26 protein-coding genes are annotated in these 23326 nt (G+C 65.4%); 15 read left to right on the forward strand and 11 right to left on the reverse strand.

What is annotated here, in order from left to right:
• Positions 1–260: 260 nt before the first annotated feature.
• From ABQZ09_RS03100 to can, 5 genes are all read right to left on the reverse strand, one after another.
• Positions 261–1628: an FAD-dependent oxidoreductase gene (locus ABQZ09_RS03100; RefSeq protein WP_349776088.1), complete on the reverse strand. Its 1368-nt coding sequence runs from the start codon at positions 1626–1628 to the stop codon at positions 261–263.
• Between the two features lie 171 nt (positions 1629–1799).
• Complete coding sequence (kynU, locus tag ABQZ09_RS03105) at positions 1800–3074, reverse strand: kynureninase (RefSeq protein ID WP_349776089.1); 1275 nt, start codon at positions 3072–3074, stop codon at positions 1800–1802.
• A gap of 33 nt (positions 3075–3107) precedes the next feature.
• Positions 3108–5237 carry an FUSC family protein gene (locus ABQZ09_RS03110; protein ID WP_349776090.1) on the reverse strand — a complete coding sequence of 710 codons (2130 nt, stop codon included), beginning with the start codon at positions 5235–5237 and terminating at the stop codon, positions 3108–3110.
• 297 nt (positions 5238–5534) lie between these two features.
• Positions 5535–6065 carry a 3-hydroxyanthranilate 3,4-dioxygenase gene (locus ABQZ09_RS03115; protein ID WP_184552036.1) on the reverse strand — a complete coding sequence of 177 codons (531 nt, stop codon included), beginning with the start codon at positions 6063–6065 and terminating at the stop codon, positions 5535–5537.
• Between the two features lie 209 nt (positions 6066–6274).
• Entirely contained in the window at positions 6275–6937 is a 663-nt protein-coding gene (can, locus tag ABQZ09_RS03120; RefSeq protein WP_039411402.1) for a carbonate dehydratase, read from the reverse strand.
• Positions 6938–7092: 155 nt separating this feature from the next.
• On the opposite strand from can, the gene ABQZ09_RS03125 reads away from it, so the two are divergent.
• From ABQZ09_RS03125 to ABQZ09_RS03145, 5 genes are read left to right on the forward strand one after another with little or no spacing between them, the layout of a single operon-like run.
• A complete protein-coding gene (locus ABQZ09_RS03125; RefSeq protein ID WP_184552033.1) occupies positions 7093–7629 on the forward strand; it encodes a glycoside hydrolase family 108 protein in 537 nt (178 codons plus the stop codon).
• A gap of 42 nt (positions 7630–7671) precedes the next feature.
• Positions 7672–8202, forward strand: a complete 531-nt coding sequence (locus tag ABQZ09_RS03130) for a DUF2589 domain-containing protein (RefSeq protein WP_184552031.1) — start codon at positions 7672–7674, stop codon at positions 8200–8202.
• A 47-nt stretch (positions 8203–8249) separates the two neighbouring features.
• The gene (locus ABQZ09_RS03135; RefSeq protein WP_039411411.1) at positions 8250–8870 is read left to right on the forward strand and encodes a DUF2589 domain-containing protein; all 621 of its coding nucleotides are present in this window, start codon (positions 8250–8252) and stop codon (positions 8868–8870) included.
• 48 nt (positions 8871–8918) lie between these two features.
• On the forward strand, positions 8919–9179 hold the full coding sequence (locus ABQZ09_RS03140; protein ID WP_228313618.1) for a hypothetical protein: 261 nt from the start codon (positions 8919–8921) through the stop codon (positions 9177–9179).
• Positions 9180–9653 (forward strand): hypothetical protein, encoded by a 474-nt coding sequence (locus ABQZ09_RS03145; RefSeq protein WP_228332981.1) that lies wholly within the window; start codon positions 9180–9182, stop codon positions 9651–9653.
• An 11-nt stretch (positions 9654–9664) separates the two neighbouring features.
• On the opposite strand, the gene ABQZ09_RS03150 is transcribed toward ABQZ09_RS03145, so the two are convergent.
• Positions 9665–9853, reverse strand: coding sequence for a hypothetical protein (locus ABQZ09_RS03150; RefSeq protein WP_228313921.1), 189 nt, complete (start codon positions 9851–9853; stop codon positions 9665–9667).
• Positions 9854–9905: 52 nt separating this feature from the next.
• Between ABQZ09_RS03150 and ABQZ09_RS03155 the strand changes: the two genes are divergently transcribed.
• From ABQZ09_RS03155 to ABQZ09_RS03165, 3 genes are all read left to right on the forward strand, one after another.
• On the forward strand, positions 9906–10616 hold the full coding sequence (locus ABQZ09_RS03155; protein ID WP_228313920.1) for a hypothetical protein: 711 nt from the start codon (positions 9906–9908) through the stop codon (positions 10614–10616).
• A 168-nt stretch (positions 10617–10784) separates the two neighbouring features.
• Positions 10785–11654, forward strand: a complete 870-nt coding sequence (locus ABQZ09_RS03160; RefSeq protein ID WP_349776111.1) for a hypothetical protein — start codon at positions 10785–10787, stop codon at positions 11652–11654.
• A gap of 371 nt (positions 11655–12025) precedes the next feature.
• Entirely contained in the window at positions 12026–12739 is a 714-nt protein-coding gene (locus tag ABQZ09_RS03165) for a LuxR C-terminal-related transcriptional regulator (RefSeq protein ID WP_166743208.1), read from the forward strand.
• Positions 12740–13035: 296 nt separating this feature from the next.
• Here the strand turns inward: ABQZ09_RS03165 and ABQZ09_RS03170 are convergent, their stop codons facing one another.
• From ABQZ09_RS03170 to asnS, 5 genes are read right to left on the reverse strand one after another with little or no spacing between them, the layout of a single operon-like run.
• The gene (locus ABQZ09_RS03170) at positions 13036–13671 is read right to left on the reverse strand and encodes an FMN-binding negative transcriptional regulator (protein WP_349776091.1); all 636 of its coding nucleotides are present in this window, start codon (positions 13669–13671) and stop codon (positions 13036–13038) included.
• 1 nt (position 13672) lies between these two features.
• Entirely contained in the window at positions 13673–14005 is a 333-nt protein-coding gene (locus ABQZ09_RS03175; RefSeq protein ID WP_184552023.1) for a hypothetical protein, read from the reverse strand.
• Positions 14002–14307, reverse strand: coding sequence for a hypothetical protein (locus ABQZ09_RS03180; protein WP_104580062.1), 306 nt, complete (start codon positions 14305–14307; stop codon positions 14002–14004). The genes ABQZ09_RS03175 and ABQZ09_RS03180 overlap by 4 nt, the downstream gene beginning before the upstream one ends.
• A complete protein-coding gene (locus tag ABQZ09_RS03185; RefSeq protein ID WP_039411437.1) occupies positions 14304–14558 on the reverse strand; it encodes a hypothetical protein in 255 nt (84 codons plus the stop codon). Before ABQZ09_RS03185 ends, ABQZ09_RS03180 begins: the two co-directional genes overlap by 4 nt.
• A gap of 1 nt (position 14559) precedes the next feature.
• Positions 14560–15954, reverse strand: coding sequence for an asparagine--tRNA ligase (gene asnS, locus ABQZ09_RS03190; protein ID WP_039411440.1), 1395 nt, complete (start codon positions 15952–15954; stop codon positions 14560–14562).
• 204 nt (positions 15955–16158) lie between these two features.
• Here asnS and ABQZ09_RS03195 point away from each other — a divergent pair, with 204 nt between their 5' ends.
• From ABQZ09_RS03195 to ABQZ09_RS03225, 7 genes are all read left to right on the forward strand, one after another.
• Positions 16159–16497 (forward strand): HesB/IscA family protein, encoded by a 339-nt coding sequence (locus ABQZ09_RS03195; protein ID WP_039411442.1) that lies wholly within the window; start codon positions 16159–16161, stop codon positions 16495–16497.
• 370 nt (positions 16498–16867) lie between these two features.
• Positions 16868–17299 carry a 30S ribosomal protein S6 gene (gene rpsF, locus ABQZ09_RS03200; protein ID WP_039411444.1) on the forward strand — a complete coding sequence of 144 codons (432 nt, stop codon included), beginning with the start codon at positions 16868–16870 and terminating at the stop codon, positions 17297–17299.
• 11 nt (positions 17300–17310) lie between these two features.
• Entirely contained in the window at positions 17311–17541 is a 231-nt protein-coding gene (gene rpsR / locus ABQZ09_RS03205) for a 30S ribosomal protein S18 (RefSeq protein WP_005991243.1), read from the forward strand.
• Between the two features lie 242 nt (positions 17542–17783).
• Positions 17784–18233 (forward strand): 50S ribosomal protein L9, encoded by a 450-nt coding sequence (gene rplI / locus ABQZ09_RS03210; protein ID WP_039411457.1) that lies wholly within the window; start codon positions 17784–17786, stop codon positions 18231–18233.
• A 209-nt stretch (positions 18234–18442) separates the two neighbouring features.
• Complete coding sequence (gene smc / locus ABQZ09_RS03215) at positions 18443–21946, forward strand: chromosome segregation protein SMC (RefSeq protein ID WP_228313611.1); 3504 nt, start codon at positions 18443–18445, stop codon at positions 21944–21946.
• Between the two features lie 56 nt (positions 21947–22002).
• Positions 22003–22737 (forward strand): cell division protein ZipA, encoded by a 735-nt coding sequence (zipA, locus tag ABQZ09_RS03220; RefSeq protein WP_039411463.1) that lies wholly within the window; start codon positions 22003–22005, stop codon positions 22735–22737.
• A gap of 8 nt (positions 22738–22745) precedes the next feature.
• Positions 22746–23129, forward strand: a complete 384-nt coding sequence (locus tag ABQZ09_RS03225; RefSeq protein ID WP_228313610.1) for a hypothetical protein — start codon at positions 22746–22748, stop codon at positions 23127–23129.
• Positions 23130–23326 lie beyond the last annotated feature (197 nt).

The following is a 23326-nucleotide window of genomic DNA, read 5'->3' on the forward strand; positions in this document are numbered from 1 at the left end:
CCGCCTAGTATCCCCCATCGCAGCACCGGCACGCTGAGGCGCGGCTGTGTGGAGGGTTGGTGCGCGTGGATGGTGCGCGCGTGCAGTGGCGCGGCGGGCCGGCGATCAGCTTCGACTAGCCGACTGGCACGCGCAGGGCAGTTGCAGCTGTCTCGCAGCCGCTAACTGCGACGCTGGAGAGATCAGCCAGGACCCAGATGACGCCACGGCATGGCCTGCAGCGCAGGCAGTGACGCGGTGGGCCATTGCCGTCGCAGACGTCAGTGCGCGCCCTCCAGCGGCTCCAGGCGCGTGTGCACGCTGGTTTCCAGCGCAGCCCAGTCGATGCGCGACAGATCGCTGTGACCGCGCGTGGCATCGACCAGGATCTCGCGCTGGATCTCACTGCGCGCCAGTGCGATCGAGTAGCGCGTGCGCAGGAAGGTCACCATGGTGTAGTGCGGCACGAAGCGGGTGGGCCAGCGCGCCTGCAATTGCTGTTCGAGTTCGCGCTGCAGCAGGAACTGCGCATCGCCCACGCGGTCGCGCATCTCCAGATAGTTGTCGAGCGCCATTTGCTGGATTGCCGCGGCATCGTCGCGGCGTGCGGCCTCGAAGGCGGCAAATGCGCTGCCGATGTCGTCGTGCGCGTCCATCTGTTCGGCCAGCGCCACGCAGTCTTCGAACGCACAGTTCATGCCCTGGCCGTGGAACGGCACCATCGCATGTGCGGCATCGCCGATCAGCAAGGCGCGGTTGTCCAGATGCCAGCGGTCCAGGGTCAGGGTGCCGAGCAGTCCGGGCGGATGTTCCTCCCAGTGCTCCTGGAGTTGCGGAATCAGCGGCAAGGCGTCCGGGAAGTCGCGTGCAAACAGCGCATGCGCTTCTTCGCCGGTGCGGGTGGTGGCAAAGCTGGGCTCGCCGGCGTTGGGCAAAAACAAGGTCACGGTGAAGGTGCCGCCGTCGTTGGGCAGCGCAATGCACATGTAGCGCCCGCGCGGCCAGATGTGCAGTGCGTTGCGCTCGATGCGGAAGCCGCCACCGGGCAGGGGCGGGATTTCCAGCTCCTTGTAGGAGTGATCCAGGAACTCGATGCGCTCGCCCAACGGCGATTTGCGCTGCATGGCCGCGCGCAGCGCCGAGCCGGCGCCATCGCTGCCGATCAGGCTCTGGAAGTGGATCTCGTGCGGCTGATCGTCGCGGTCGTCGATGAAGCGCGCGTAGCCGGCATCGAAATCGACCGTGTGCAGGCGACGGTAGAAGTGCACGGTGGCGCCGGCCTGTTCGGCCAGATCCAGCAAGGCCACGTTCAAGGCGGCGCGATGGATCGACCAGATCACTTCGCTGTCGTCGCGGCCATAGCGCTGCAGCTGCGGTTCCCCGTTGACCGGGTGCACCATGCGCCCGCGCATCATCACCGCCTTGGCCATCACCGCGTCTTCTGCGCCGGCCTGGCGCAGTGCGTGGCGGCCGCGTTCGGCCAGGGCCAGGTTGATCGAGCGGCCGGACTCGTAGCCCTTGATGCGCGGATCGCCGCGGCGTTCGTAGACGGTGACCTGCCAGCCGCGGCGCGACAGCAGGATGGCCAGCAGGCAACCGGCCAGGCCGGCGCCGATCAGGGTCAGGGAGCGGGGGGAGACTGGGCTCAATGCAATATCCGGCGGCGGCCGGACGCAGCGCCGGCGAAGAGGGGGAGACAGCGAGTGGCAGGGGCGGCCGCCCGGGCATCAGCGGTGGGCGGGCTGGGAGTGTACGTGGGCCGCTGCCGGCTCTGCGTCGCGGCCCCCAGGGCCGGTGACCTTGCAGTCAGCGTGTTGCGCTCAGGCGGCGGCCCAGGTTTCCACCTGTTCCACGAAGGTGTGCAGGTCGACGAAGCGGTTGTACAGCGGCACCGGCGCAATGCGGATCACGTCCGGTTCGCGCCAGTCGCCCAGCACGCCGGCGGCATGCAGATGCTCGAATAGCGCGCGCCCCTGCGCGCGGCCGCCTTTCACCCGCAGCGACAGCTGGCAGCCGCGCTGCGCAGCGTGCGCGGGGGTGACGATCTGCAGCACCTGCGCCAGGCGCACGTGGATCAGCTGTTCCAGATGCCCGGTGAGCTGCTCGGATTTGGCGCGGAGCGCGGCCATGCCGGCCTGGTCGAACAGGTCCAGCGATGCACGCAGCGGCGCCAGCGCCAGCACCGGCGGGTTGCTCAGCTGCCAGCCTTCGGCGCCCGGCGCAGGCACGAACTGCGGATCCATGCGGAAACGGGTCTGCTGCTCGTGTCCCCACCAACCGGCCATGCGCGGCAGGTCGCTGGTGGCGTGGCGCGCATGCACGAAGCACCCACCCACCGCGCCCGGCCCGGCATTGAGATATTTGTAGTGGCACCACACCGCAAAATCGACGCCATCGTCGTGCAGGGTCAGCGGGATATTGCCCACCGCATGCGCCAGATCGAAACCCACCGCCGCGCCCTGCGCCCGCGCCAGCCGCGCGATCTCGCCCAGCTCGAACGCCTGCCCGGTGCGGTACTGGATGCCCGGCCACAGCACCAGCGCCAGCCGCGGGCCGTGCTGTGCGATCGCCGCGGCAATGGCCGCCATCGACACCGTGCCATTGGGTTCGTCGGCCTCCACCTCGATCAGCTGCGTGGCCGGGTCCAACCCATGCAGGTGCAGTTGCGACTCCACTGCGTGGCGGTCGGACGGGAACGCGCCGGCTTCGATCAGGATCGCGCCGCGCTCGGGCGTGGGGCGATAAAAGCTGGCCATCATCAGATGCAGGTTGACGCTGAGGGTGTTCATCGCCACCACTTCGCCGGGCAGCGCGCCGACCACGCGCGCCAGGCCGTCGCGCACCAGCTGGTGATAGGTGAGCCATTGGGTGGGACCGGTAAAGTGGCCTTCCACGGCAAGCGCGCCCCACTGATCGAGTACCTCGCTGACCATTGCGCGGGCCTGTCGCGGTTGCAGACCGAGCGAATTGCCGACGAAGTAGGTCTGGTCCTGGCCGTGGTGCTGCGGAAACACAAACGCCTCGCGCAGGTTGCGCAGCGGGTCGGCGGCGTCCAGTGCCGCGGCGTGGGAACGGGACAACGGGTCGGTGGTCATCGGGCATGCAACGCTCTGGAACGATGCGGCAGTTTACCCGCCGGCACCGCGCGTGCCGTCATGCACGCCCGCTGTCTCGGCCGGGGCCGGTCGGGCAGGCCGCAGCAGGTGGGTGAGGGTGCCGATGCTGTCGGTGACGCGGTCGATGGTGTCGGCAAGCGCCGCGCTGCCGGGCGTGCCGTCCGGCAGCGCGGCCAGCGCATCGGAAAGCTTGCGCTCGGCGCTGCGCAAGGTGGCCGCGGCCGGCGTGCCGCCGTTGACCAGACAGTCGATCAATTCCGCCAGCGCCTGGTCGGCGTGGTTGGCAAAGGCGGGCAACGCGTCCAGCGCGGGCAACTGGTGGCCATCGCGCAGCACCGCCTCCAGCAGCAAGGTGGCACGGATCAGCCGGTTGCCGTTGGCCAGCAGCGATTCGGCAAGCTTGAGTTCCTGCAGGTTGCGGCGGCTGCGTGGCTCCCCGCGCAGCCGCTCGATCGAGGCCTGCGCATTGGTACGTGCCACGCGCGCGGCGGCGCGGCTGTCGCCCAGGTGGTCCATCCGGCCCAGCAGCAGGTTGCGCAGATGCTCGCGGTAGGCAGTGAGCAGGTGAGCCAGTGAACTGCGGATATGCCGACGCTCGCGCGTGGGCCACAGCGCGTAGGCGACCAGGGCCAGCGCACTGCCGGCCACGGTGGCCTGCAAACGTGCAACCACCGCCTCGCCGGGCGTCACCCCTTCGAACGACAGCAGCAGCACCAGCATGCCGGTGAGGAAGGCCACGCCGATGCCGTAATTCACCTGGGTCAACAAACGAAAGCCCAGGCAGAACAGCGCCAGCAAGGCCATGCGGACGCTGGCGCCATCCATCGCCAGATGGGCAAGCAGCGTGGCGACCAACAGGCCGACGAAGGTGCCCGCCACGCGCAGCGCGCCAAAGCTGAAGGTGCCGCCGAAATCCGGCTTGAGCACGATGGCGGTGGTCATCGGAATCCAGAACCCATGCGGGATCTGTTGCCAGCGCTGGAACGCGATCGCCAGGGCCAGGCACACGCCGCAGCGCAGCGCGTGCCGACATGCCACCGACGACAGATCCAGGTTTGCGCGCAGGGTGGCCCAGGTGGCGGCCGGGCGCAGCGCTGCCGGCAGGCGTGCTTCCGCCAGTTGCGCCTGGATCTCGCCACGGCTGCTGGCCCAGTGGGCATTGCGGATCAGCGCGCGCAACTGGCCGCCCAGGCCCTGCGCGCGGGCGACCGCCACGCGCACCAGCCGGCGCTCGCGGGTATCGGCGTTGTCGTGTTGCACCTGCGCCAGCGCAGCGATCAGGTCGTCGAAGCCGGTCATCGATGCGTTCGCCGCCACCGGGTCTTCGCCTACCGTCATTGCGTGGGCCAGCTGTTCCAGCACGATCGCACTGCGTTCGAGCACGCGCTCGATGGCCGGGCGTGCCTGCGATTCGGTCAGGCGGGTGTCGGCATCGGCCAGCGACAGCAGCTCCAGCCGCACGCGCTCGCACAGCTCGGCGATGATGCGAAAACTCTGCACGGCAATCGCACGCGAACGATGTTCGCCATGCAGCATCACCATCGCATCCAGCACTTCCTGCGTGGCCGGCGGTGCAGCGCTGGCTTCCGGGCGCTGGCGGGCGATGCCGGCCAGCTGGCGCATCAGCTCGGCCAGCGCGAACCGCTCCGGGCGGTAGCGTTGCAGCGGCCAGGCCGCCAGCGCCAGCAACACCTGCAACAGGCCACCGGCAAAGATCAGCGCCGCCACGCCCGGCGCTTGAGCGACAGGCAGGCGCATATCCGCGCTGACCACCAGCAGGATCATGCTGGTCAGGCCCACCCGTGCCGCCACCGGGCCAAGCGCCACCAGCAGGCCGCCGCCCAGGCCGAGCAACAAGCCGGCCAGCACCAGCGCCGGCGTGTCGTGACCGACCCACACGCCCAGCAAGGCCGCCAGGCCGGCCGCCAGTGCCGCCATCAGCATGCGCTGCAGGCGCGCGCGGTAGGGGCCGGGCTGGTCGGAGAACATGGTGTTGAGCGCGCCGCTGCACACGGCCAGCCCGGCGGCAACATGCCCGGTGGCCACGCCGATCGCCAGCGGCAGCACCACCGCGGCGGTGTTGCGCAAGGCCACGCGCAGCGGCACATCGCGCGGCTTGAGGTCGATCAGTGTGCGCAGCATGGTGGCTGTTTCCGTGCAGCGGCCCGGTGCATCGCTTGCGCGCGATCGCTGCGCGCATACGGCCACGCGCAAAACGCGCGGCGGTTTGCGCTGCGCCGGATCGGGCAGGTCATGGCAGTTCTCCTGTCAGGCAGCGGCCAGGAAGAACCTGCCGGCCGCGCCCATCGCGTCGCGGCGCTGCAGCGTCATCGCGGTATGCGCAGGCAACGCCGAGTGCCCCGGCAACAGCAAACCTTGCACAGGCAATCAACCGCATCGCGCTACACGTGCTCGCCGCAATGGCATGCCATCGTCCCCTCAAGCCTCGACTGCGGCATAGCGCTCGGGCGCAGGGTGCAGGTGCCCGCACTGGGTGCAGGTGCGCAAGGCCAACGAGCGATAGAAATGATCGAATACCGGCGGAAAGTCGGTTTCGATGTTGCCTAGCGGAAACATCGCCTCGTAGAGCTTGTGATTGCACTGCGGGCAATACCACTGCAGGCCGTCCTGTTCGTGCGGCAGGCGCTCGCGTTCGATGACCAGGCCGATCGAGCCGGCAGCACGCTGCGGCGAATGCGGCACCTTCGGCGGCAGCAGAAAGATTTCGCCGGCGCGGATCGGGATGTCGCGTTGGACGCCCTCGTCCTGCACTTTCAGCACCATCTCGCCTTCGAGCTGGAAGAACCACTCCGGGCCTTCGTCGTAGTGATAGTCGGTGCGCGCGTTCGGCCCGCCGACGATCATGATGATGAAGCCGTCCTGCTGGATGCACTTGTTGCCCACCGGCGGCTTGAGCAGGTGGCGGTGTTGCTCGATCCAGGCATGCAGGTTGATCGGCGGGACCAGCATCGACGTTCCTCGGTAAAGAAGACGTCCAGCATAGCCAACCCATGGCGCTGGTGGGTGGCGCGGTGGCTGGCGCGATCGCGAAGGCGAAGTCCCCACTGCCGCTGCGCAGAGCCGGCACGTACCACTGAGGCCATGCCGGTTCCGGACGCCTTGTCCGGACGCGGGCGACGACTGTTCCTTGCGTCGCCGTGAACGCGTCCGGTTGGGCCTCAGCGTTCTTCGTGATCGGCCTGGATCTGCGCCAGCGCGGCGTCGTAACGCTCCTGCAGCAGCTCCGGGCGATCGATGGACATGCCCAGGTCGTGCGCATGCCCGTCGCGCAGGCTGTACACCCAGCCATGCACGCACAGTGCCTGGCCGCGCTCCCAGGCATCGCGCACGATGGTCGTGCGGCAGACATTGACCACCTGTTCCAGCACGTTGAGCTCGCACAGGCGCGCGTGCTGCACCGGCAGATCACCGGCATCGTGCAGGCAGGCCTCGTGCTTGTCGGCCACATCGGTGACGTGACGTATCCAGTTGTCCACCAGGCCCATGCGCTTCTGGGTGAGGCTGGCAAACACGCCACCGCAACCGTAGTGGCCCACCACCAGGATGTGCTTGACCTTGAGCACGTCCACCGCGAACTGGATCACCGACAGGCAGTTCAAATCGGTGTGCACCACCACGTTGGCGATGTTGCGATGGACGAACACCTCGCCCGGCGCCATGTCGATGATCTGGTTGGCCGGCACGCGCGAGTCAGAGCAGCCGATCCACAGGTATTCGGGCGTCTGCTGGGTGGACAGTTTGGAAAAGAATTCCGGGTCTTCGCGGCGGATACGCTCGGACCAGGCACGGTTGTTGTCTAGCAGATGGTTGAGCTCGTTCATGGGGGCAGTATTCCAGAAAACGCGGTCTTGGTGGCCCCTGTCGGGACCCGGAATGAATCAGCTTTCAGGCACCGTAGTATCGGTGAACGGCCGATGCCCGGCTATTGCACCGATGCGGAAACTGGCGCCACCGATCAATTCGACAGGTGGCGCCGATGGCTGACTTCAACGTGTTTTTTCCAACCCTGCTCAAGCACGAAGGCGGCTTCGTCAACGATCCCGCCGATCCGGGTGGGGCCACCAACAAAGGCATCACGCTGCTGACCTTCAAGGCCTGCGCCCAGAACCTGCTGGGCGTGGAGCCAAGCCTGGCAAACCTGCGTGCCTTGACGGATGCCCAGGCCGGGGTCATTTACAAGACGCAGTACTGGGACCGGCTGCGCGCCGACCAGATCGCACTGCAGCCGTTGGCAAACATCCTGTTCGATTTTCATGTCAACGCCGGCGGCAACGCGATCAAGCTGCTGCAGACCGTGCTCAACGCGCAGACCGGCGGCGCGCTGGTGGCGGACGGGCGGATGGGACCGGCGACGTTTGCCGCACTGGCATCCAGCAACCAGCAAGACCTCTATGCACGCTACAAGGCCGGCCGCAAGGACTACTACCAGCGACTGGTCGCCGCGCGACCTGCGCTTGGCAGGTTTCTCAAGGGATGGCTGGCACGCGTGGATAGCTTTCCCGAGGCGGTCTGAGCCGGCACCGGCCTAGCGACATCTCCGACCAACGAGCCCAATATGGCGCAAATCTCCCTCAATGATCTGATCGAAGCGCTGGCCGGGGCGGTCATCGACGCCCAGGACCGGATCGAACAGCACCAGATGGCCAATCTGGGCGCGTTCTTCGACGAAGACAACCGTCCCAGAAGCGTTCTGATCCGCTTGCCGTCGCAGCATCCGGAAGCGGGCGAGAACGACGAAGACCTGTATCGCGCACCGCTGTTGCCGCTGGTGTCGTCCAACGTCCTGCGCATCAAGGACGTCGAGATCAGCTTCGATGCGCAACTCGGCGAGCTCAGTGAACTGGACGAAGCAGCGTTGCCGGCGTCGCTGGCGGCTCCCGCCGCCGTCGATGATTGGCATCCCAAGCCGCCGGCGCTGCCCGGCCAGATCGGCATCGACCTTGGCTCCAACGCAAAAAGTGCGCGGCACAGTGCGGTGCATGTCGTGCTGCGCGTGGAAGGCAGCGAGCCGACCGAAGGCGTGGCACGTCTCATCAATCGCCTTGCGCAGTCGCAAGGCGTGTTCAAGACGGTCAAGGGAGATTGATTCCCGCCGTCATCGATTCTTAAACAATCACTCTTCAGGAGACCAGCATGAGCGATATTGTCAATATGTCCGACCAATTCAAGGGCCTGCCGATGGCGGACCTGATCGGCGCCCCATTACGTGCAGCCTGCGATGCGCAGGTCATGCTAGCCCGCGCCACCGCCGACTTCATCAAGGTCATCGGTTTCCTGCCGCCGACCGACCCGGCTACCGATCCCAACGGGAACGGCGGCACACGGACCGCGCAGTTCAAGTTCAAACGCCCGGTCGAAGACCCCAGCGGTGCCGGGATGGCCGAGGAGGAAGTCGAGATCGTTGTGCCGCTGCTGACCTTGGTCAATGTTCCCAATTTGAGCATTCAGACCGTGGACGTGACCTTCGACATGGAAGTCAAATCCTCGTTCTCGGAAAAGGAAGCCGAAGACAAGAGCCTCAAGGTGGATCTGGAGGCAAGCGTCGGCTGGGGCGTGTTCAAGGCCAAGGTCAACGTGCAGGGATCGGTGTCCAGCCACAAGGAAAACACGCGCTCTTCGGATAACTCGGCCAAGTATCACGTCGCATTGCACGCCGAAGATCGCGGTACCCCTGAAGGGCTGTCGCGCGTGCTCGACATCCTGCAGACCGCCGCAGCGCCACGCAAAGTCTCAGCGCCTGTGCAGGTACCGTAAGCGTCGCTGCTGAGTCCTATTACCTTTCCATCACCCGAGTCGTTGCCGATGATCGATTTGTCAGAAGTAAGCTACATTAAACGTATCGTCGTCGGCAGCGACAACCCGGCAAAGATGCAGACCGCTGAGCAGGTCGAGGCCGCGCAGCAACTGCTCAATCGCTGCCTCAGCGAAGCGCCCAAGGGAACGATTCTCGGGATCGAGAAGAGCTTCAATGTCCTGCAGCTGGGCGAGCATCAGGTGGTGCTGCAATGGTTGTGCTACCACGTTGGGTTCAAGCGCAAGCCGATCTGGCTGACGGAGTCGTAGATGGCACACGCGAGCTATTCCTTGGACGCCTTCGTGGAGTTGCTCGACCAGGCGGTCCGACGCGCGCAACTGCGATGCCACCAGCGCCACGCTGAACTGGTGGATGCAGCGGTGGCCGCCTGCGGGATGCAGGTTCGCTGCGTGGATGAGGAAGGAACGGCCCAAGGCGAAATGGAAACCATGCTGTCCATTCCAGTCTGCCAATTGCGCGCGCTGCGGCTATCGCAAATCAGCGAGTTTTCGTTGACGCTGGAAGTGCAGATAGAGGCGGTCACGCACAGCGACGGTGCTCCCGGACTGGCGCTGCGTCTTGCGCCGCCACGCAGCCGTACGTCGGGCCACACGCTGAAAATCGGGTATCAGGGCAGCGACTGTCCGCGTGGCGTGCTCTGGTTCGATGGCATCGCGCTGAAGGAATGGACGCTTCATCCGTTCGTGGACGTGCCACCGTCCGATTCCGGAGTGGTGCCGTGAGGTTGCTGCTGTCAGACGCCGATGCCCGTGCGCTCGCCGAGCGGCTGGGAACCGATGTGGCCACCTTGCATGCAGATCTCTGTCGGCAGTCCCGGCGCAAGCCGCGATCCATCTTCATCATCTGCCTGGTTGTTGTTCTGGTCATCGCTGCGTTTGGTCTGCTGATTGGCCGCGTGACCGATCTTTCCACCGTTTCCAATTTCTTACCGGAGCTTTTTCATGTTTGGTCAACATCGTCATCAACACCACATTTTGCGCATCACCTCGGCACTGGCCTTGTGTCTGTCGCTGACTACAGCACAGGCAGCTCCCGCTGAGGGGATTCCGGCTGGTGACTGGCGCGGCATCCTGTCCACCGGCGGCAGCGCAGGTCCGGTCTACGTCCGTCTGAGTGCGCGCGCGGCTGGAGTCGAGGGGACCCAGGTGGCGGATCTGCGATTCGGGCCTCCCTACAATTGCGCGCTCGAGTTACGAGCGCAGCCGGACGGTTACGCGTTGCTGTCGCGCAATGGCGGAAAGTTTTGCGAGGCGCTGACCGGCGGTCTTGCCCAACTCCAGGTGGCCGATGAGGGCGCGCCTGGGATGCAGCTCACGTTGTCTGGCAGCGCCTCGCCGATCGTTGTCGCCCTGGATCAAAGCAATGCCGGATTGGCCGAAGCCGGGCGCTGGCGCGCGGCGGGCCTGATGTCTGCACAGCTGGAAATCGTGGCGACCACCGTTCGTCCGGGAGATGTGCTCGGTCGCCTGCGTTACGGTGCCCCGCGCGATTGCCAAGTGGAATTGCGCTATGCCGGACGTGCGGCAGGCGTGTTGAATGCCTGGGTCATGGCCAACGATAGGGGCTATTGCCGTCAGCTCAGTGATGCCCAGGCCAGTCTGCAGGTTCGTGCTGATGGCAGCGCCGAGCTTGCACTGCTGTTGAAAGGTCAGCGGGATACGGCACTGTTCCAGCGGATGCCTTGAGGTGTCGTAGCTGCGTATCTGCCAGCAAGGACGTCATCTATGTGGAAGCGAGCCAGCAGGCGCGCCGGCCTACGGCGACGCGCAGTGGCCCAGCCCATCCCGCCGGCAGAATTCGGCGGGCCGGCATTTTGCAGCGTATTCGAACAACTGGAGCTTGAATGCCGGGCGATGGTGTCCTATGCACTGAAGCAAGGGATGGCAATGTCTCCCGATCTGCCCGGCCGGCTGGCAGAGCTGCGCGTGATGCCTGCCGCCTCCTTGCACGGCGAATCCGGCGCGCGCGAATTGGCCGGTCTGCACCGGCAGCTGGTGCGTGCGATCCACCCGGCAACGCCACAGGCGGTTGTGCTGATCGAGCGCGAGCGCCTACGCGGTGGCTGGCTGCGCTGGCTCGGGCCGATTCCGTTGATCCGCACCTTGACCCTGACCTCGGTCGGTTGTCTGGCCTCAGTGGTCGGGCTGGCGATGTCCAGCCTTGTGAACGCGCACAACATCACGCTGGGCTTCCTCGATTCCTCGGGGAGTACGCTGGGCTGGAATGTGATGTTCATCCTTGCCTGCGCCGGGCTCGGTGCCGCGTTTTCTGCGTTGTTCCAAGCCCATCGTTACGTTGCCGACGCCACATACGATCCGCGCTTCGATTCCTCCTATGCGGCGCGCATGATCCTTGGTCTCATCGCCGGCCTGATCCTGGTGGAGTTGCTGCCGGAGAATCTCTTCGCTGAAAGCAGCCTGGGCGCGTTCGGAAAGCCCGCACTGGCGATGATGGGCGGCTTCTCGGCAAGCGCGGTGTACCGCCTTCTGCAACGCATGGTCGAGGTCATGGAAACGGTCGTGCGCGGCGATTCCGGCCAGCAATCCGCTGCCACCATCCAGTCGCAGCGTGCGTCGGCCGAATACGAAAGCATCCGCGCGCGTGGCGAACTTGCTGCAGGTCTACTGGACCTTCAGCGTGAGATGCAGGCGGACCCGCGTCTGGATCAGGTGCGCCAGCAACTGACCGGCCTTGCCAGGCAGATGATGTCCGACGATTCGTAATCCGTCGCTCGTGAGATGCGGCAAGGCGGGCGGGCTTTTTATGCCGGCCGTAAGCAGAAACGCGTTTGGCAGAGTCTGCAGGGCAGCAGGTGGCAGCACGCTTTCGCGTGGTGCGGCATGGCTCGCTTCGGCTTCGGCGCAAATTGCCTAACACGCTTCAGGCAGGTGCACCCGTCATGGTGTCTCAGCGACGTCGGCATCGTTATCGATATCAGCATCCGATGCTCGCCAAATCAGTTCAAGACCGATGGCCCGGCGGTGAGCGTGTGACAAGCTCGCTCAAGTGCTCCTGCCGAGCATCTGCCGATTCGCTGCAGCGCGCCGCTTGAAAGCCGCTGCACATCGCGGTCCCCATTCGTGCACCAGAGGGTATGATGAAGACACGTATCGTCGTTGCTGCCGATCGCACCATCCTCGTGGAAGGGATGGTCGCTTTGCTGCAAAAGGTTCCGGGATTCGAAGTGGTAGGGCATGCGGAAGACGGGCTGGCATGTCTTCAGATCGCCGCAAGAGAACTGCCTGATATCGTCCTGGTAGATGTCCTGCTCCCCGGCCTCAATGGTATCGATCTGACGCGGCGCTTGATGCAGCGCAGCCCCAATAGCCGGGCAATCTGTATCGCTCCGTCCGATGCCTGCATGCAGGCCAGCGCAGTCTTCGAAGCTGGCGCCAAAGCATATCTGGCGCGAACCAGCCGTTTCGCCGAGTTGCTGCGTGCGATTCAATGCGTCACCCAGGATCAGACCTATATCAGCCCGCAGATGTCGCGTTCACTGATCGCGGGGCTGCGTCGACCCGCCAAGGCCGATTCTGCCTACACCCGACTGACCTCACGCGAGCGCGAGATCGTGCAGCTCTATTCGGAGGGCCTGTCCACCAGGCAGATCGCTACCCGCTTGCACCTGAGCGTGAAAACGGTGGGAACGCATCGCGAAAACTGCATGTTGAAGCTCAATATCCAGAGCATCGCTCAGCTGACCCGTTATGCGATCGCGCAGGGCCTTTCTTCGCTCGAAGCAGCAATCGACGGGAGTGGTGAGCCGCCCGATGCATGCGTAGCGCAGCACATGCGCCGTGCCGGCTGAGGCATCCCGCCAACGCACAGCGGCACACCGGTCGTATGGACATTGGTGCAGGTACGTACGTGCTAGGCGATGGCATGCGCACATCAGCACCCCATGGCCGATACACCACCACCGCAGCGGTTAAAGCGCTAGCGCATGCTGATCATGGTGTGAGCGTGGAGCGGGGGCGATGCCTGGCGCAGTGAGGTAGTGGTGCGACGACCCGCGGGTAGCTCGATTCCGGCGTCGCCCGAGGGTACGGCCGACGGGTCCCAACCGTCTGGTGATCAGCCTTCGAGAGTGCGGCCGCTGCCGTCTCAGCGCCTCGTATTGGCGTCCATGGCCGCCTGCATCAATGCTGCGATCGCTTGCGAGGCTTGGTTGGGTTGCTGCGCTAGGAATTCGCTGACACTGCGTTGATTGGCGGCGGGGTGGTTCTGGCTGAGCTTGAAGGTGAGCTCGATACGGCTGGGCACGAAACGGAAGCCCACCAGGCCGCGCAGTTGCCGGCGATGGCTATCGCGCGCCATTTCGAACTGCCAGTCGCTGCCGATGCGGTGTTCGAAGTGCGCGCTCATGCGCCCGATCAGATCGCCCAGCGCCTGCTCGTCGTCCACCCGGCTGCAATGCCCATGCAGATGCGCCACCGCGTAGTTCCAGGTCGGTACGCGCGCGGCGGTTTCCTTGTCTGGATACCAGGTGGGCGACACATAGGCGTGCGGGCCGTGCACCACGATCGCCGCCTCGCCAGGTGCGCGCGCCTGCGGGTTGGGGCGTGCCCAATGTCCCTCGATGGTGATGGTCTCGCCATCGCGCCGGTACAGCACCGGCAGGTGCGAGATGGCCGGTTGCCCGCCCTCGTCCTGGCTGATCAGGGTGACGAACGCGTCGCGCACCAGCAGCCAGTCCAGCAGTGCCAGATCGGTCTGTGCAAACGCGCGCGGGGCGTACATCTCAGGCGCGGCCGCCCATGCTGATGACCATGCGTTCGCGCAGGTCGGCATCGTCGTCGGCTTGCGGTGGCGAGATTTCGTGCAGCGAGAAACCACGGATCAGGGCGTCTTCTTCGTCCAGCCCGTCCAGCGCGACGAATTCGGCATCGAACAGCGCCGCGCGTGCACTGTCTTCGCTGTCGTAGGCCAGCGTCTTGCCATCGCTGTCCAGCACCTCGGCGGTGCCGGCGTCCTTGATGCGCAGCCGTGCCCAGATCAGCGTGCGGCCGATGGTGGCCAGCCACCATTGGTCGTGGCCAGTGGTGGTGTCGCGGTCGTCGAGCTCGATAGTCATGGCATTACCTTGGAAAGCAGCCCGAGCAGGGCTGCCATGCCCAGGCCGAAAAAGATGGTCAGCAGCGACAGCCACGCGGGCGTGGCCAGGCCGGATAGGGCACCGTCGCGGTAGCTGCGGTAGCGGCGCGCCAGCAACCAGCGCAACGCCACGGGACTGATGAAGGCCGGGTCGCCAAAGCTGTCCAGCGCGTCCGGGTGGCGGTCGCGCAAGTGCACCAGGGTCAGTGGCCAGAAGATCAGCAGTGCGGTCAGCCCCGCAACGGCGACACCCACGAAACATAGCGCGAAGAACAGAGTCATGTGCCCGCCAGCAGGAATGCGAGTTTGGGAAGTGCTGCGCCGATCACCAGCGCAGCAATGGTCCACCACAACGGCCGCACGGCATGGCCGACAGCCTTGCGCGCCGTATCGGCGTGCCACCACGCGCCCGGGTTCGGGTGAGCAGACGCCAGCTGCGCCAGCCGCAGGCCACGCACCCCGGCAATGCCGGCACTCAGCAATGCCACCAGGAAGGCCAGCAATTGCAGCGTGGAGGCGACCAGCAGACTCACCTCAGAACTCCGCGCTACCCGGTGCGCGCGGATAGGCGATGGCGTCGCGGATGTTGCTCAAGCCGCACACGTAGACCACCAGGCGCTCGAACCCCAAGCCGAAGCCCGCATGTGGCACCGAACCGTAGCGACGGAAATCGCGGTACCAGTTGTAGTGCTCCTGATCCAGCCCGAACTGCGCCATGCGCGCATCCAGCACATCCAGGCGCTCTTCGCGCTGGCTGCCACCGATGATCTCGCCGATGCCCGGCGCCAGCACATCCATCGCCGCGACGGTCTTGCCGTCATCGTTCAAGCGCATGTAGAACGCCTTGATGTGCTCGGGATAATTGGTCACCACCACCGGGCGGCCGATGTGTTCTTCGGTGAGCCAGCGCTCGTGCTCGGTCTGCAGGTCCAGGCCCCATTCCACCGGGAAGTCGAACTTCTTGCCGGAGTTCTGCAGCAGCTTCACTGCCTCGGTGTAGTCGATCTGCTCGAACGGCGCATTGATGAAGGCCTCCAGCTTGCTGATCGCGTTCTTGTCCACGCGCTCGGCCAGGAACGCCAGATCGTCGCCGCGTTCGTCCAGCACCGCGCGGAATAGGTACTTGAGGAACTGCTCGGCCAGACGTGCATCCTCGGCCAGATCGGCGAAGGCGATTTCCGGCTCGATCATCCAGAACTCGGCCAGATGACGCGTGGTGTGGCTGTTCTCCGCGCGGAAGGTCGGGCCGAAGGTGTAGACCTTGCTCAGCGCCAGGCAGTACGCCTCCACGTTGAGCTGGCCGGACACGGTGAGAAAGGTTTCCTTGCCGAAGAAGTCGCGGCTGAAATCCACATTGCCGGCGGCATCGCGCGGCAGGTTGACCATGTCCAGCGTGGAGACGCGGAACATCTGCCCGGCGCCTTCGGCGTCGGAGGTGGTGATGATCGGGGTGCTGATCCAGTTGAAGCCGTTCTGATGGAAGAACCGGTGCACCGCCTGCGCCAGGCAGTTGCGGATGCGGGTGACCGCGCCGAACAGATTGGTGCGCGGGCGCAGGTGCGCCACTTCGCGCAGGAACTCCGGCGTCATCGGCTTGGGCTGGATGGGGTAGGTCAGCGGGTCCTCGACCCACCCGACGATCTCCACGCCGCTGGCCTGGATCTCGAACGACTGCCCCTTGCCCTGCGACTTCACCAGTACGCCCTTGGCAATCAGCGAGCAGCCGCTGGTCAGGCGCTTGATCTCGTCGAAGTTGGGCAGGGTGTCGTTGGCCACCACCTGGATCGGAGCGAAGCACGAACCATCAGTCACGTTGATGAAGGCCAGTCCGGCGGATCCGCGCAGCGTGCGCACCCACCCCCGTACCGTGACTTCGCCGCCTTCGGGGAGCTTGCCCGCAAGCGCATGTTCAACGCTGACCACCGTCATGACTTTTCCTCGCCGTAGCGACCTTGAATGGCCTGCGAGTTTACTGGCTGCGGGCGCGCCGGCGCGAGCACCTGAACACGTTGCGCCAAGCTGCGCTTGTCGCCGGCGCGCGCTGCCCCCATGTGTTGCGGACGTCATCGCCGAGCGTGCCGCCGGGGTGTGGCGGTCTCGCTATACTTGTCACCACTGTTTTGGAGTGTCCCCATGGCCATCAGCCTCACCCCCGCCGCGCTGGAGCGCGTGCAGCGTTTCGTGCAGCAGACCCCGGGTGCGCTGGGCTTGCGCTTTGGCGTGACCAAGACCGGTTGTTCCGGCTGGGGCCACATCACTGACCTGGCGCGCGAAAAGCGCGATGACGACGCGGTGTTCGAGCAGGGCGGGGTACGCATCTTCGTCGATCCGGTGAGCCTGCCGCTGGTGGACGGCACCCGCATCGATTTCGGCAAGCATGGGCTCAGCGAGACCTTCACCTTCAGCAATCCCAACGCTACGGCCGAGTGCGGTTGCGGGGAGAGCTTTACGACCGAAGCCGAGCATCGCTGAGGCCGGCTGAGCCAATCGGCACTGGAGTCCCTTCTCCCCTCGGGACATTGTCCTCCTTCATGGAGGAGAAGGTGCCCGAAGGGCGGATGAGGGTGCGGGCAAAGCTTCATGCAGTGGAAGGGCGCGAGTGGCTTCGCCCCGTACCCTCACCCCAACCCCTCTCCCGCGGGGAGAGGGGCTTGAGCGCCTGCGAGGACGCCACGTTCGTGGACTGGCTGTCGTAGGGCCAGTTGCGGCTAAGCATCTGAACTGCCATAATTTCTGGCTTCCTGCCCGGGTCCGGGTGGGAACCCTTGCTCCACCGGCCGCGTGTGCGGACTTCCCGGGGAGCTGTCCGGCCCACGTGGCCACATCCGAAAGGTAAAACAACATGAGTCGTCATTACGAAGTCGTGTTCCTGGTCCATCCGGACCAGAGCGAGCAGGTCCCGGCCATGATCGAGCGCTACAAGTCGCTGATCGAGGGCGGTAACGGCACCATCCACCGTCTGGAAGACTGGGGCCGTCGTCAGCTGGCCTACCCGATCCAGAACCTGGTGAAGGCGCACTACGTGCTGCTCAACATCGAAGTCGACCAGGCCGTGCTGAGCGAGCTGGTGGAAAGCTTCCGCTTCAACGATGCGGTGCTGCGTCACCTGGTCGTCAAGCGCGATGGCCCGGACACCGAGCAGTCGCTGATCATGAAGAGCAAGGACGAGAAGGGCGACAAGCCCGAGCGTAGCGAGCGTCGTCGTCGTGACGATGAAGAGGGCGAAGCCCCCGCTGCCACCGATACCGACGGCGACAACGCCGAAGCCGCTTAAGGAGCGCTGTCATGTCCAAGTTCTTCCGTCGTCGCAAGTTCTGCAAGTTCACCGCCGAGGGCGTCAAAGAGATCGACTACAAGGATCTCAACACCCTGCGCCAGTACCTCACCGAGAACGGCAAGATCGTGCCGAGCCGCGTGACCGGTACCAAGTCCAAGTACCAGCGTCAGCTGGCCACGGCCGTCAAGCGCTCGCGTTTCCTGGCGCTGATCCCGTACACGGACAACCACGACGTCTAAGCAGTTCCGCGCAGGAGTCCGCAGTCATGCGGCTCCTTGCGCAAGACCCACACGTGTCTTGTGTGAGTCCCTAGCCCGCACATCCATGTGCGGGTTATCAAAATATAGAGACCGGTCATTCGAGATGCGGTGTTGATCGTGCTCTTGCGATTCCCAAATCCCGATTCCCGAATCCCGTCTTTTCGGACAGCACCCGTTGCGCCCGCCCACTGGCCGGCGCTAACGAATAACGGAGCACCACCATGGATCTGATTCTTCTGCAGAAAGTGACCAACCTGGGCAACCTGGGCGACAAGGTCAGCGTCAAGCCGGGCTACGGCCGTAATTTCCTCGTGCCGCAGGGCAAGGCCGTGCCGGCTACCGCTGCGAACGTCGAGGCGTTTGAAACCAAGCGCGCCGAGTACGAAGCCAAGGCCAACACCATCCTGGCCGACGCACAGAGCCGCGCCACCAAGTTCGAAGGCGCCAGCGTCACCATCGGCGCGCATGCGTCGACCGAAGGCAAGCTGTACGGCTCGGTTGGCCCGCGCGACATCGCCGAGGCGTTCACCGCCGCCGGCCTGCCGCTGGAAAAGAGCGAAGTGATCCTGGGCGAAGGCGCATTCCGCAATGTCGGCGAATACGACGTTGTGCTGCACCTGCACGCCGATGTGGAAACCTCGGTCAAGGTCATCGTCGAATCCGACGCCTGATCCAGGCCGTCAGTGTTACCCGAAGGGCGCCTTGTTAGGCGCCCTTCGTTTTTGGGGCGCCGCCGCCAGCGCAGGCATGCCCGTTATACTCATGCCCCATTGCCGGTTCCACGGCCCGCAGATCTTATGGATCAAGGGTTTGGGCGCTGGCTTCACAGGAACAGTGCCTGCCGGCTTCGTCCGCGCGGTGCCCGGAATCTCCAGTCCCCATGCGCCTGTCCACGATCAAACTGTCTGGTTTCAAGTCGTTCGTCGACCCGACCACGTTGCACCTGCCCACCAACATGACCGGCATCGTCGGCCCCAATGGTTGTGGCAAGTCCAACATCATCGATGCGGTGCGCTGGGTCATGGGCGAAAGCTCGGCCAGCCGCCTGCGCGGCGACTCGCTGACCGACGTGATCTTCTCCGGCTCCTCGGCGCGCAAGCCGGTGTCGCAGGCGACGGTGGAGCTGATCTTCGACAATTCCGATCACACCATCACCGGCGAGTTCGCCTCATTCAACGAGATCTCGGTCAAGCGCCTGGTCAGCCGCGACGGCAACAGCGCCTATTACCTCAATGGCACCAAATGCCGGCGCCGCGACATCACCGACCTGTTCCTGGGCACCGGCCTGGGGCCGCGCAGCTACTCGATCATCGAGCAGGGCATGATCAGCCAGATCATCGAGGCACGCCCGGAAGACCTGCGCGTCTATCTGGAAGAAGCTGCCGGCATTTCCAAGTACAAGGAGCGCCGCAAGGAAACCGAAACGCGCATCCGCCATACGCGCGAAAATCTCGACCGGTTGGGCGACCTGCGCGAGGAGATCACCAAGCAGCTGGCGCATCTGCAGCGCCAGGCGCGTCAGGCCGAGCAATACCAGGCCCTGCAGGAAGAGCGCCGGATCAAGGATGCCGAATGGAAGGCACTGGAATACCGCGGCCTGGACGGGCAGTTGCAGGGCCTGCGCGAAAAATTGAATCAGGAAGAAACCCGCCTGCAGCAATTGATCGCCGATCAGCGCGATGCCGAAGCACGCATCGAAACCGGGCGCGTACGCCGTGAGGAGGCCGCCGAGGCGGTGGCCAAGGCGCAGGCCGACGTGTACCAGGTGGGCAGCGCGCTGGCGCGCATCGAGCAGCAGATCCAGCATCAGCGCGAGCTCTCGCACCGCCTGCACAAGGCGCGCGATGAGGCGCAAAGCCAGCTGCAGGAATTGACCCAGCACATCAGTGGCGATTCGGCCAAATTGGCCGTGCTGCGCGAGGCGGTGGCCGACGCCGAGCCGCAGCTGGAACAACTGCGCGAAGACCACGAGTTCCGTCAGGAAGCGCTGCGGGAAGCCGAGGCGCGGCTGGCCGACTGGCAGCAGCGCTGGGAAGCCCATAACCGCGACACCGGCGAAGCCTCGCGTGCCGGCGAAGTGGAGCGCACGCGCGTGGATTACCTGGACCGCCAATCACTGGAAGCCGACCGCCGTCGCGAAGCGCTGGTCAACGAACGTGCCGGGCTGGATCTGGATGCGCTGGCCGAAGCGTTCGAGCAGATCGAACTGCGCCACGAAGCGCAAAAGGCGTCGCTGGACGGGCTGACCGAGCAGGTGGAAGCGCGCAAGCACGCACTCGGCGGCCTGCAGGAACAGCAGCGGGCAAGCCAGGGCGAGCTGGCGGAAGTACGCAAGCAGGCGCAGGCCGCGCGTGGCCGGCTGTCGTCGCTGGAAACCCTGCAACAGGCCGCGCTCGGGCAGGAGCAGGGGGCGGCGGTGGCGTGGCTGAAGTCGCGCGGGCTGGACTCGGCGGCGCGGGTGGGCGAGCGCATCAGCGTGGAAAGCGGCTGGGAAAACACCGTCGAAAGCGCGCTGGGGCAGTTGATCGAAGGCGTGCTGGTGGAAGCGCCCGAGCAGCTAGTGGACGCCCTGGGCGAGTTGGGCGAAGGCCGCATTGCGCTGGTGTCCGATGCCACCGACACCGCCACGTTCGCGCCGACCTCCTTGGCCGCCAAGGTGCAGGGGCCCATCGCGATCCGTCGCCTGCTGGCGCGCCTGCACGCTGCCGACGATCTGGCGGCCGCGCGCGCGCTGCAGCGCAGCCTGCCCGAAGGCGACTCGGTCATCACCCGCAATGGCGAGCGCTTGGGCGAGGGCTGGGTGCGGGTGTCGCGCTCCGGCGCCGCCAAGCAGGGCGCCTTGCTGCGCGAGCGTGAAATCCAGGACCTGCGCACCCAGATCGAAACCCTGCAGGAGCGCGAAGCCGAGCTCGAACACCAACTCACCAGCTTCCGCGAGCAATCGCTGGCGGCCGAGCAGCAACGCGAAGATGCGCAGCGCCAGTTGTACATGGCGCACCGCAGCGTGTCCGAGCTGGCCGGCCAGTTGCAGAGCCAGCAGGGCAAGGTCGACGCGGCGCGCACGCGCATCGACCGCATCGAGAGCGAACTGGCGCAATTGCTGGAAACGCTCGATACCAGCCGCGAGCAGGCCCGCGAGGCGCGTGCCAAACTCGAAGATGCGGTCACCTTGATGGGCGATCTGCAGGGGACGCGCGAAGCGCTGGAAAGCGAGCGTCGTCAACTCACCGATGCACGCGATCAGGCGCGCGATGCCGCGCGCGGCGTGCGCGATGCAATGCATGCCCTGGCGCTGACGCTGGAGTCGCAACGCACCCAGATCACCTCGCTCAGCCAGACGCTGGAGCGCATGGACAGCCAGCGCGGCCAGCTCGACACGCGCCTGGAAGATCTGGTCGCCCAGCTCAGCGACGGCGATTCGCCGGTGGAAACGCTGGAGCACGAACATCAGGCCGCATTGAGCGAGCGCGTGCGCACCGAGCGCGCGCTGGGCGAGGCGCGCACCCTGCTGGACAGCATCGACAGCGAACTCCGCAGCTTCGAACAAACCCGTCAGCAGCGCGACGAACAGGCGCTGGCGCAGCGCGAACGCATCTCCCAGCGCAAGCTCGATCAGCAGGCGCTGGTACTCAGCGCCGAGCAATTGTCCGCTGCCGTGGTCAAGGCCGGCTTCGTGCTCGAAGACGTGGTCAACGGCCTGCCCGAGGCGGCCAATGCGGCCGAATGGGAAGCGGCGGTGGGCCAGATCGATGGGCGCATGCGCCGCCTGGAGCCGGTGAATCTGGCGGCCATCCAGGAGTACGGCGAAGCTGCGCAGCGCTCGGAATACCTGGACGCGCAGAACCTGGATCTCAATACCGCACTGGAAACGCTGGAAGAAGCCATCCGCAAGATCGATCGCGAAACCCGCGGCCGTTTCAAGGACACCTTCGACCGCGTCAACTCCGGCGTGCAGGCGCTGTATCCGCGCCTGTTCGGCGGCGGCCATGCGTATCTGGAACTCACCGGCGAAGACCTGCTCGATACCGGCGTGACCATCATGGCACGCCCGCCGGGCAAGCGTGTGTCCAGCATCTCGCTGCTGTCCGGCGGCGAGAAGGCGATGACCGCCGTGGCGCTGGTGTTTGCGATCTTCCAGCTCAATCCCGCGCCGTTCTGCCTGCTGGACGAGGTGGACGCACCGCTGGACGAAGCCAACGTCGGCCGCCTGGCCAACATGGTGCGCGAGATGAGCGAGAAGGTGCAGTTTCTGTTCGTCAGCCACAACAAGGCCACGATGGAAGCGGCGCGCCAGTTGTCCGGCGTGACCATGCGCGAGCCCGGCGTCAGCCGCCTGGTCAGCGTGGACCTGGAAGAAGCCGCACGTTTGGCGGGTGCGGCATGACGTGCCATGCTTGTTGGAATGATTCCACCCGTCACTTTTATGCGGAGGCACGCTGAATGTCCGACATGGCCATGATCCGGATCGGGATCCTGATCGCTGGACTGCTGCTGGTCGCGGCCATCTTCCTGTTCGGCCGCCCGAAGAAATCGCCGCAGGGCCGTCGCGTCGACAAGGACGACGGGCAGCCGCGCGAGCGGCGCGAGCCGGTGATTTCCGGCGATGCAGATGTCGACGGTGCTGCCTTCGAGCGCAGCGAGGGCAGTGCCGAACAGAGCGAGCTGTCGCTGGACGCGCAGGACGCGGCCGGCGGTAACGATGTCGGCAAGCGCCCGAACCAGGATTTTGACAAGATCGTGTCGCTGTTCGTGGCCGCCAAGGCCGGGCAGATCCTGCGTGGCGAGGACGTGGTGGTGGCCGCGGAAAAGACCGGACTGGTGTTCGGCCACATGAATGTTTTTCACCGTCTGGTGGAAGGGCATCCCGAGCGCGGGCCGATCTTCAGCATGGCCAGCATCCTCAAGCCCGGCAGCTTCGACATGGCCAACATCCGCGAGATGCAGACGCCGGCGATCGCGTTCTTCCTGACCCTGCCAGCGCCGATGACGGCGCTGGATGCCTGGGAAAAGATGCTGCCGACCGTGCAGCGCATGGCCGAGCTGCTGGACGGCGTGGTGCTGGATGACAGCCGCAACGCATTGGGCCGGCAGCGTGTGGCGCATATCCGCGATGAGCTGCGCGCCTACGACCGTCAGCACCAGGCACCGCCGCTGACCAAATCGCCGCGCTGGTGAGTTGAGCGATGTTGAGCCTGCAGGGCGTGTTGGCAGTGGCGCTACTGCTGGTGCTGTGGGCAATCCTGGCGATGCCGCTGCTGTGGATCTTTACCAGAATCGCCGCGCGGCTGCGCAAGCGCCCGCGCAACTCGCCGTGGGTGATTGGCGGTTTTGCAGCCGCTATCACCTTGCTGGTGGCGCCGGTACCGACACCCTTCATCAGCGTGTTCCTGCCGCATGCGGTCGCGCTGTTCGACCGCCGTTACTACACGCACATTCTGCAAGACCCGCCGATGCTGCGCGAGCTGCTGCTATGGAACGCCGGCTCGATGGCACTGACCTTCGTCATCAGCTACCTGTGGATCCGGCGCACGCTACGCGCACCGCAGAGCGAGGTGTTGGATCAGTAGGCCAAAGCCCCTCTCCCGTCGGGAGAGGGGTTGGGGTGAGGGTACGTGGCGAAGCCACTTGTGGTGTGTCATTTCTGAAGGCGCGTAGCGACGCGCTTGACCTCCCAGGCGGTGACCACTTCGCGATGCGCCCCTCATCCGCCCCTGACGGGGCACCTTCTCCCCCTAAAGGAGGACAATGTCCCGATGGGAGAAGG

This window comes from Xanthomonas sp. WHRI 6106 (assembly GCF_040202405.1).
Lineage (GTDB): Bacteria > Pseudomonadota > Gammaproteobacteria > Xanthomonadales > Xanthomonadaceae > Xanthomonas > Xanthomonas cannabis.

Bases quoted from the DNA above. Each gene is read 5' to 3' on its own strand.
- kynU (WP_349776089.1), bottom strand. From the start codon at position 3,074: ATGACCACCGACCCGTTGTCCCGTTCCCACGCCGCGGCACTGGACGCC.
- ABQZ09_RS03110 (WP_349776090.1), bottom strand. From the start codon at position 5,237: ATGCTGCGCACACTGATCGACCTCAAGCCGCGCGATGTGCCGCTGCGC.
- ABQZ09_RS03115 (WP_184552036.1), bottom strand. From the start codon at position 6,065: ATGCTGGTCCCGCCGATCAACCTGCATGCCTGGATCGAGCAACACCGC.
- can (WP_039411402.1), bottom strand. From the start codon at position 6,937: ATGAACGAGCTCAACCATCTGCTAGACAACAACCGTGCCTGGTCCGAG.
- ABQZ09_RS03125 (WP_184552033.1), top strand. From the start codon at position 7,093: ATGGCTGACTTCAACGTGTTTTTTCCAACCCTGCTCAAGCACGAAGGC.
- ABQZ09_RS03130 (WP_184552031.1), top strand. From the start codon at position 7,672: ATGGCGCAAATCTCCCTCAATGATCTGATCGAAGCGCTGGCCGGGGCG.
- ABQZ09_RS03135 (WP_039411411.1), top strand. From the start codon at position 8,250: ATGAGCGATATTGTCAATATGTCCGACCAATTCAAGGGCCTGCCGATG.
- ABQZ09_RS03140 (WP_228313618.1), top strand. From the start codon at position 8,919: ATGATCGATTTGTCAGAAGTAAGCTACATTAAACGTATCGTCGTCGGC.
- ABQZ09_RS03145 (WP_228332981.1), top strand. From the start codon at position 9,180: ATGGCACACGCGAGCTATTCCTTGGACGCCTTCGTGGAGTTGCTCGAC.
- ABQZ09_RS03160 (WP_349776111.1), top strand. From the start codon at position 10,785: ATGGTGTCCTATGCACTGAAGCAAGGGATGGCAATGTCTCCCGATCTG.
- ABQZ09_RS03165 (WP_166743208.1), top strand. From the start codon at position 12,026: ATGATGAAGACACGTATCGTCGTTGCTGCCGATCGCACCATCCTCGTG.
- ABQZ09_RS03170 (WP_349776091.1), bottom strand. From the start codon at position 13,671: ATGTACGCCCCGCGCGCGTTTGCACAGACCGATCTGGCACTGCTGGAC.
- ABQZ09_RS03175 (WP_184552023.1), bottom strand. From the start codon at position 14,005: ATGACTATCGAGCTCGACGACCGCGACACCACCACTGGCCACGACCAA.
- ABQZ09_RS03180 (WP_104580062.1), bottom strand. From the start codon at position 14,307: ATGACTCTGTTCTTCGCGCTATGTTTCGTGGGTGTCGCCGTTGCGGGG.
- asnS (WP_039411440.1), bottom strand. From the start codon at position 15,954: ATGACGGTGGTCAGCGTTGAACATGCGCTTGCGGGCAAGCTCCCCGAA.
- ABQZ09_RS03195 (WP_039411442.1), top strand. From the start codon at position 16,159: ATGGCCATCAGCCTCACCCCCGCCGCGCTGGAGCGCGTGCAGCGTTTC.
- rpsF (WP_039411444.1), top strand. From the start codon at position 16,868: ATGAGTCGTCATTACGAAGTCGTGTTCCTGGTCCATCCGGACCAGAGC.
- rpsR (WP_005991243.1), top strand. From the start codon at position 17,311: ATGTCCAAGTTCTTCCGTCGTCGCAAGTTCTGCAAGTTCACCGCCGAG.
- rplI (WP_039411457.1), top strand. From the start codon at position 17,784: ATGGATCTGATTCTTCTGCAGAAAGTGACCAACCTGGGCAACCTGGGC.
- smc (WP_228313611.1), top strand. From the start codon at position 18,443: ATGCGCCTGTCCACGATCAAACTGTCTGGTTTCAAGTCGTTCGTCGAC.
- zipA (WP_039411463.1), top strand. From the start codon at position 22,003: ATGTCCGACATGGCCATGATCCGGATCGGGATCCTGATCGCTGGACTG.
- ABQZ09_RS03225 (WP_228313610.1), top strand. From the start codon at position 22,746: ATGTTGAGCCTGCAGGGCGTGTTGGCAGTGGCGCTACTGCTGGTGCTG.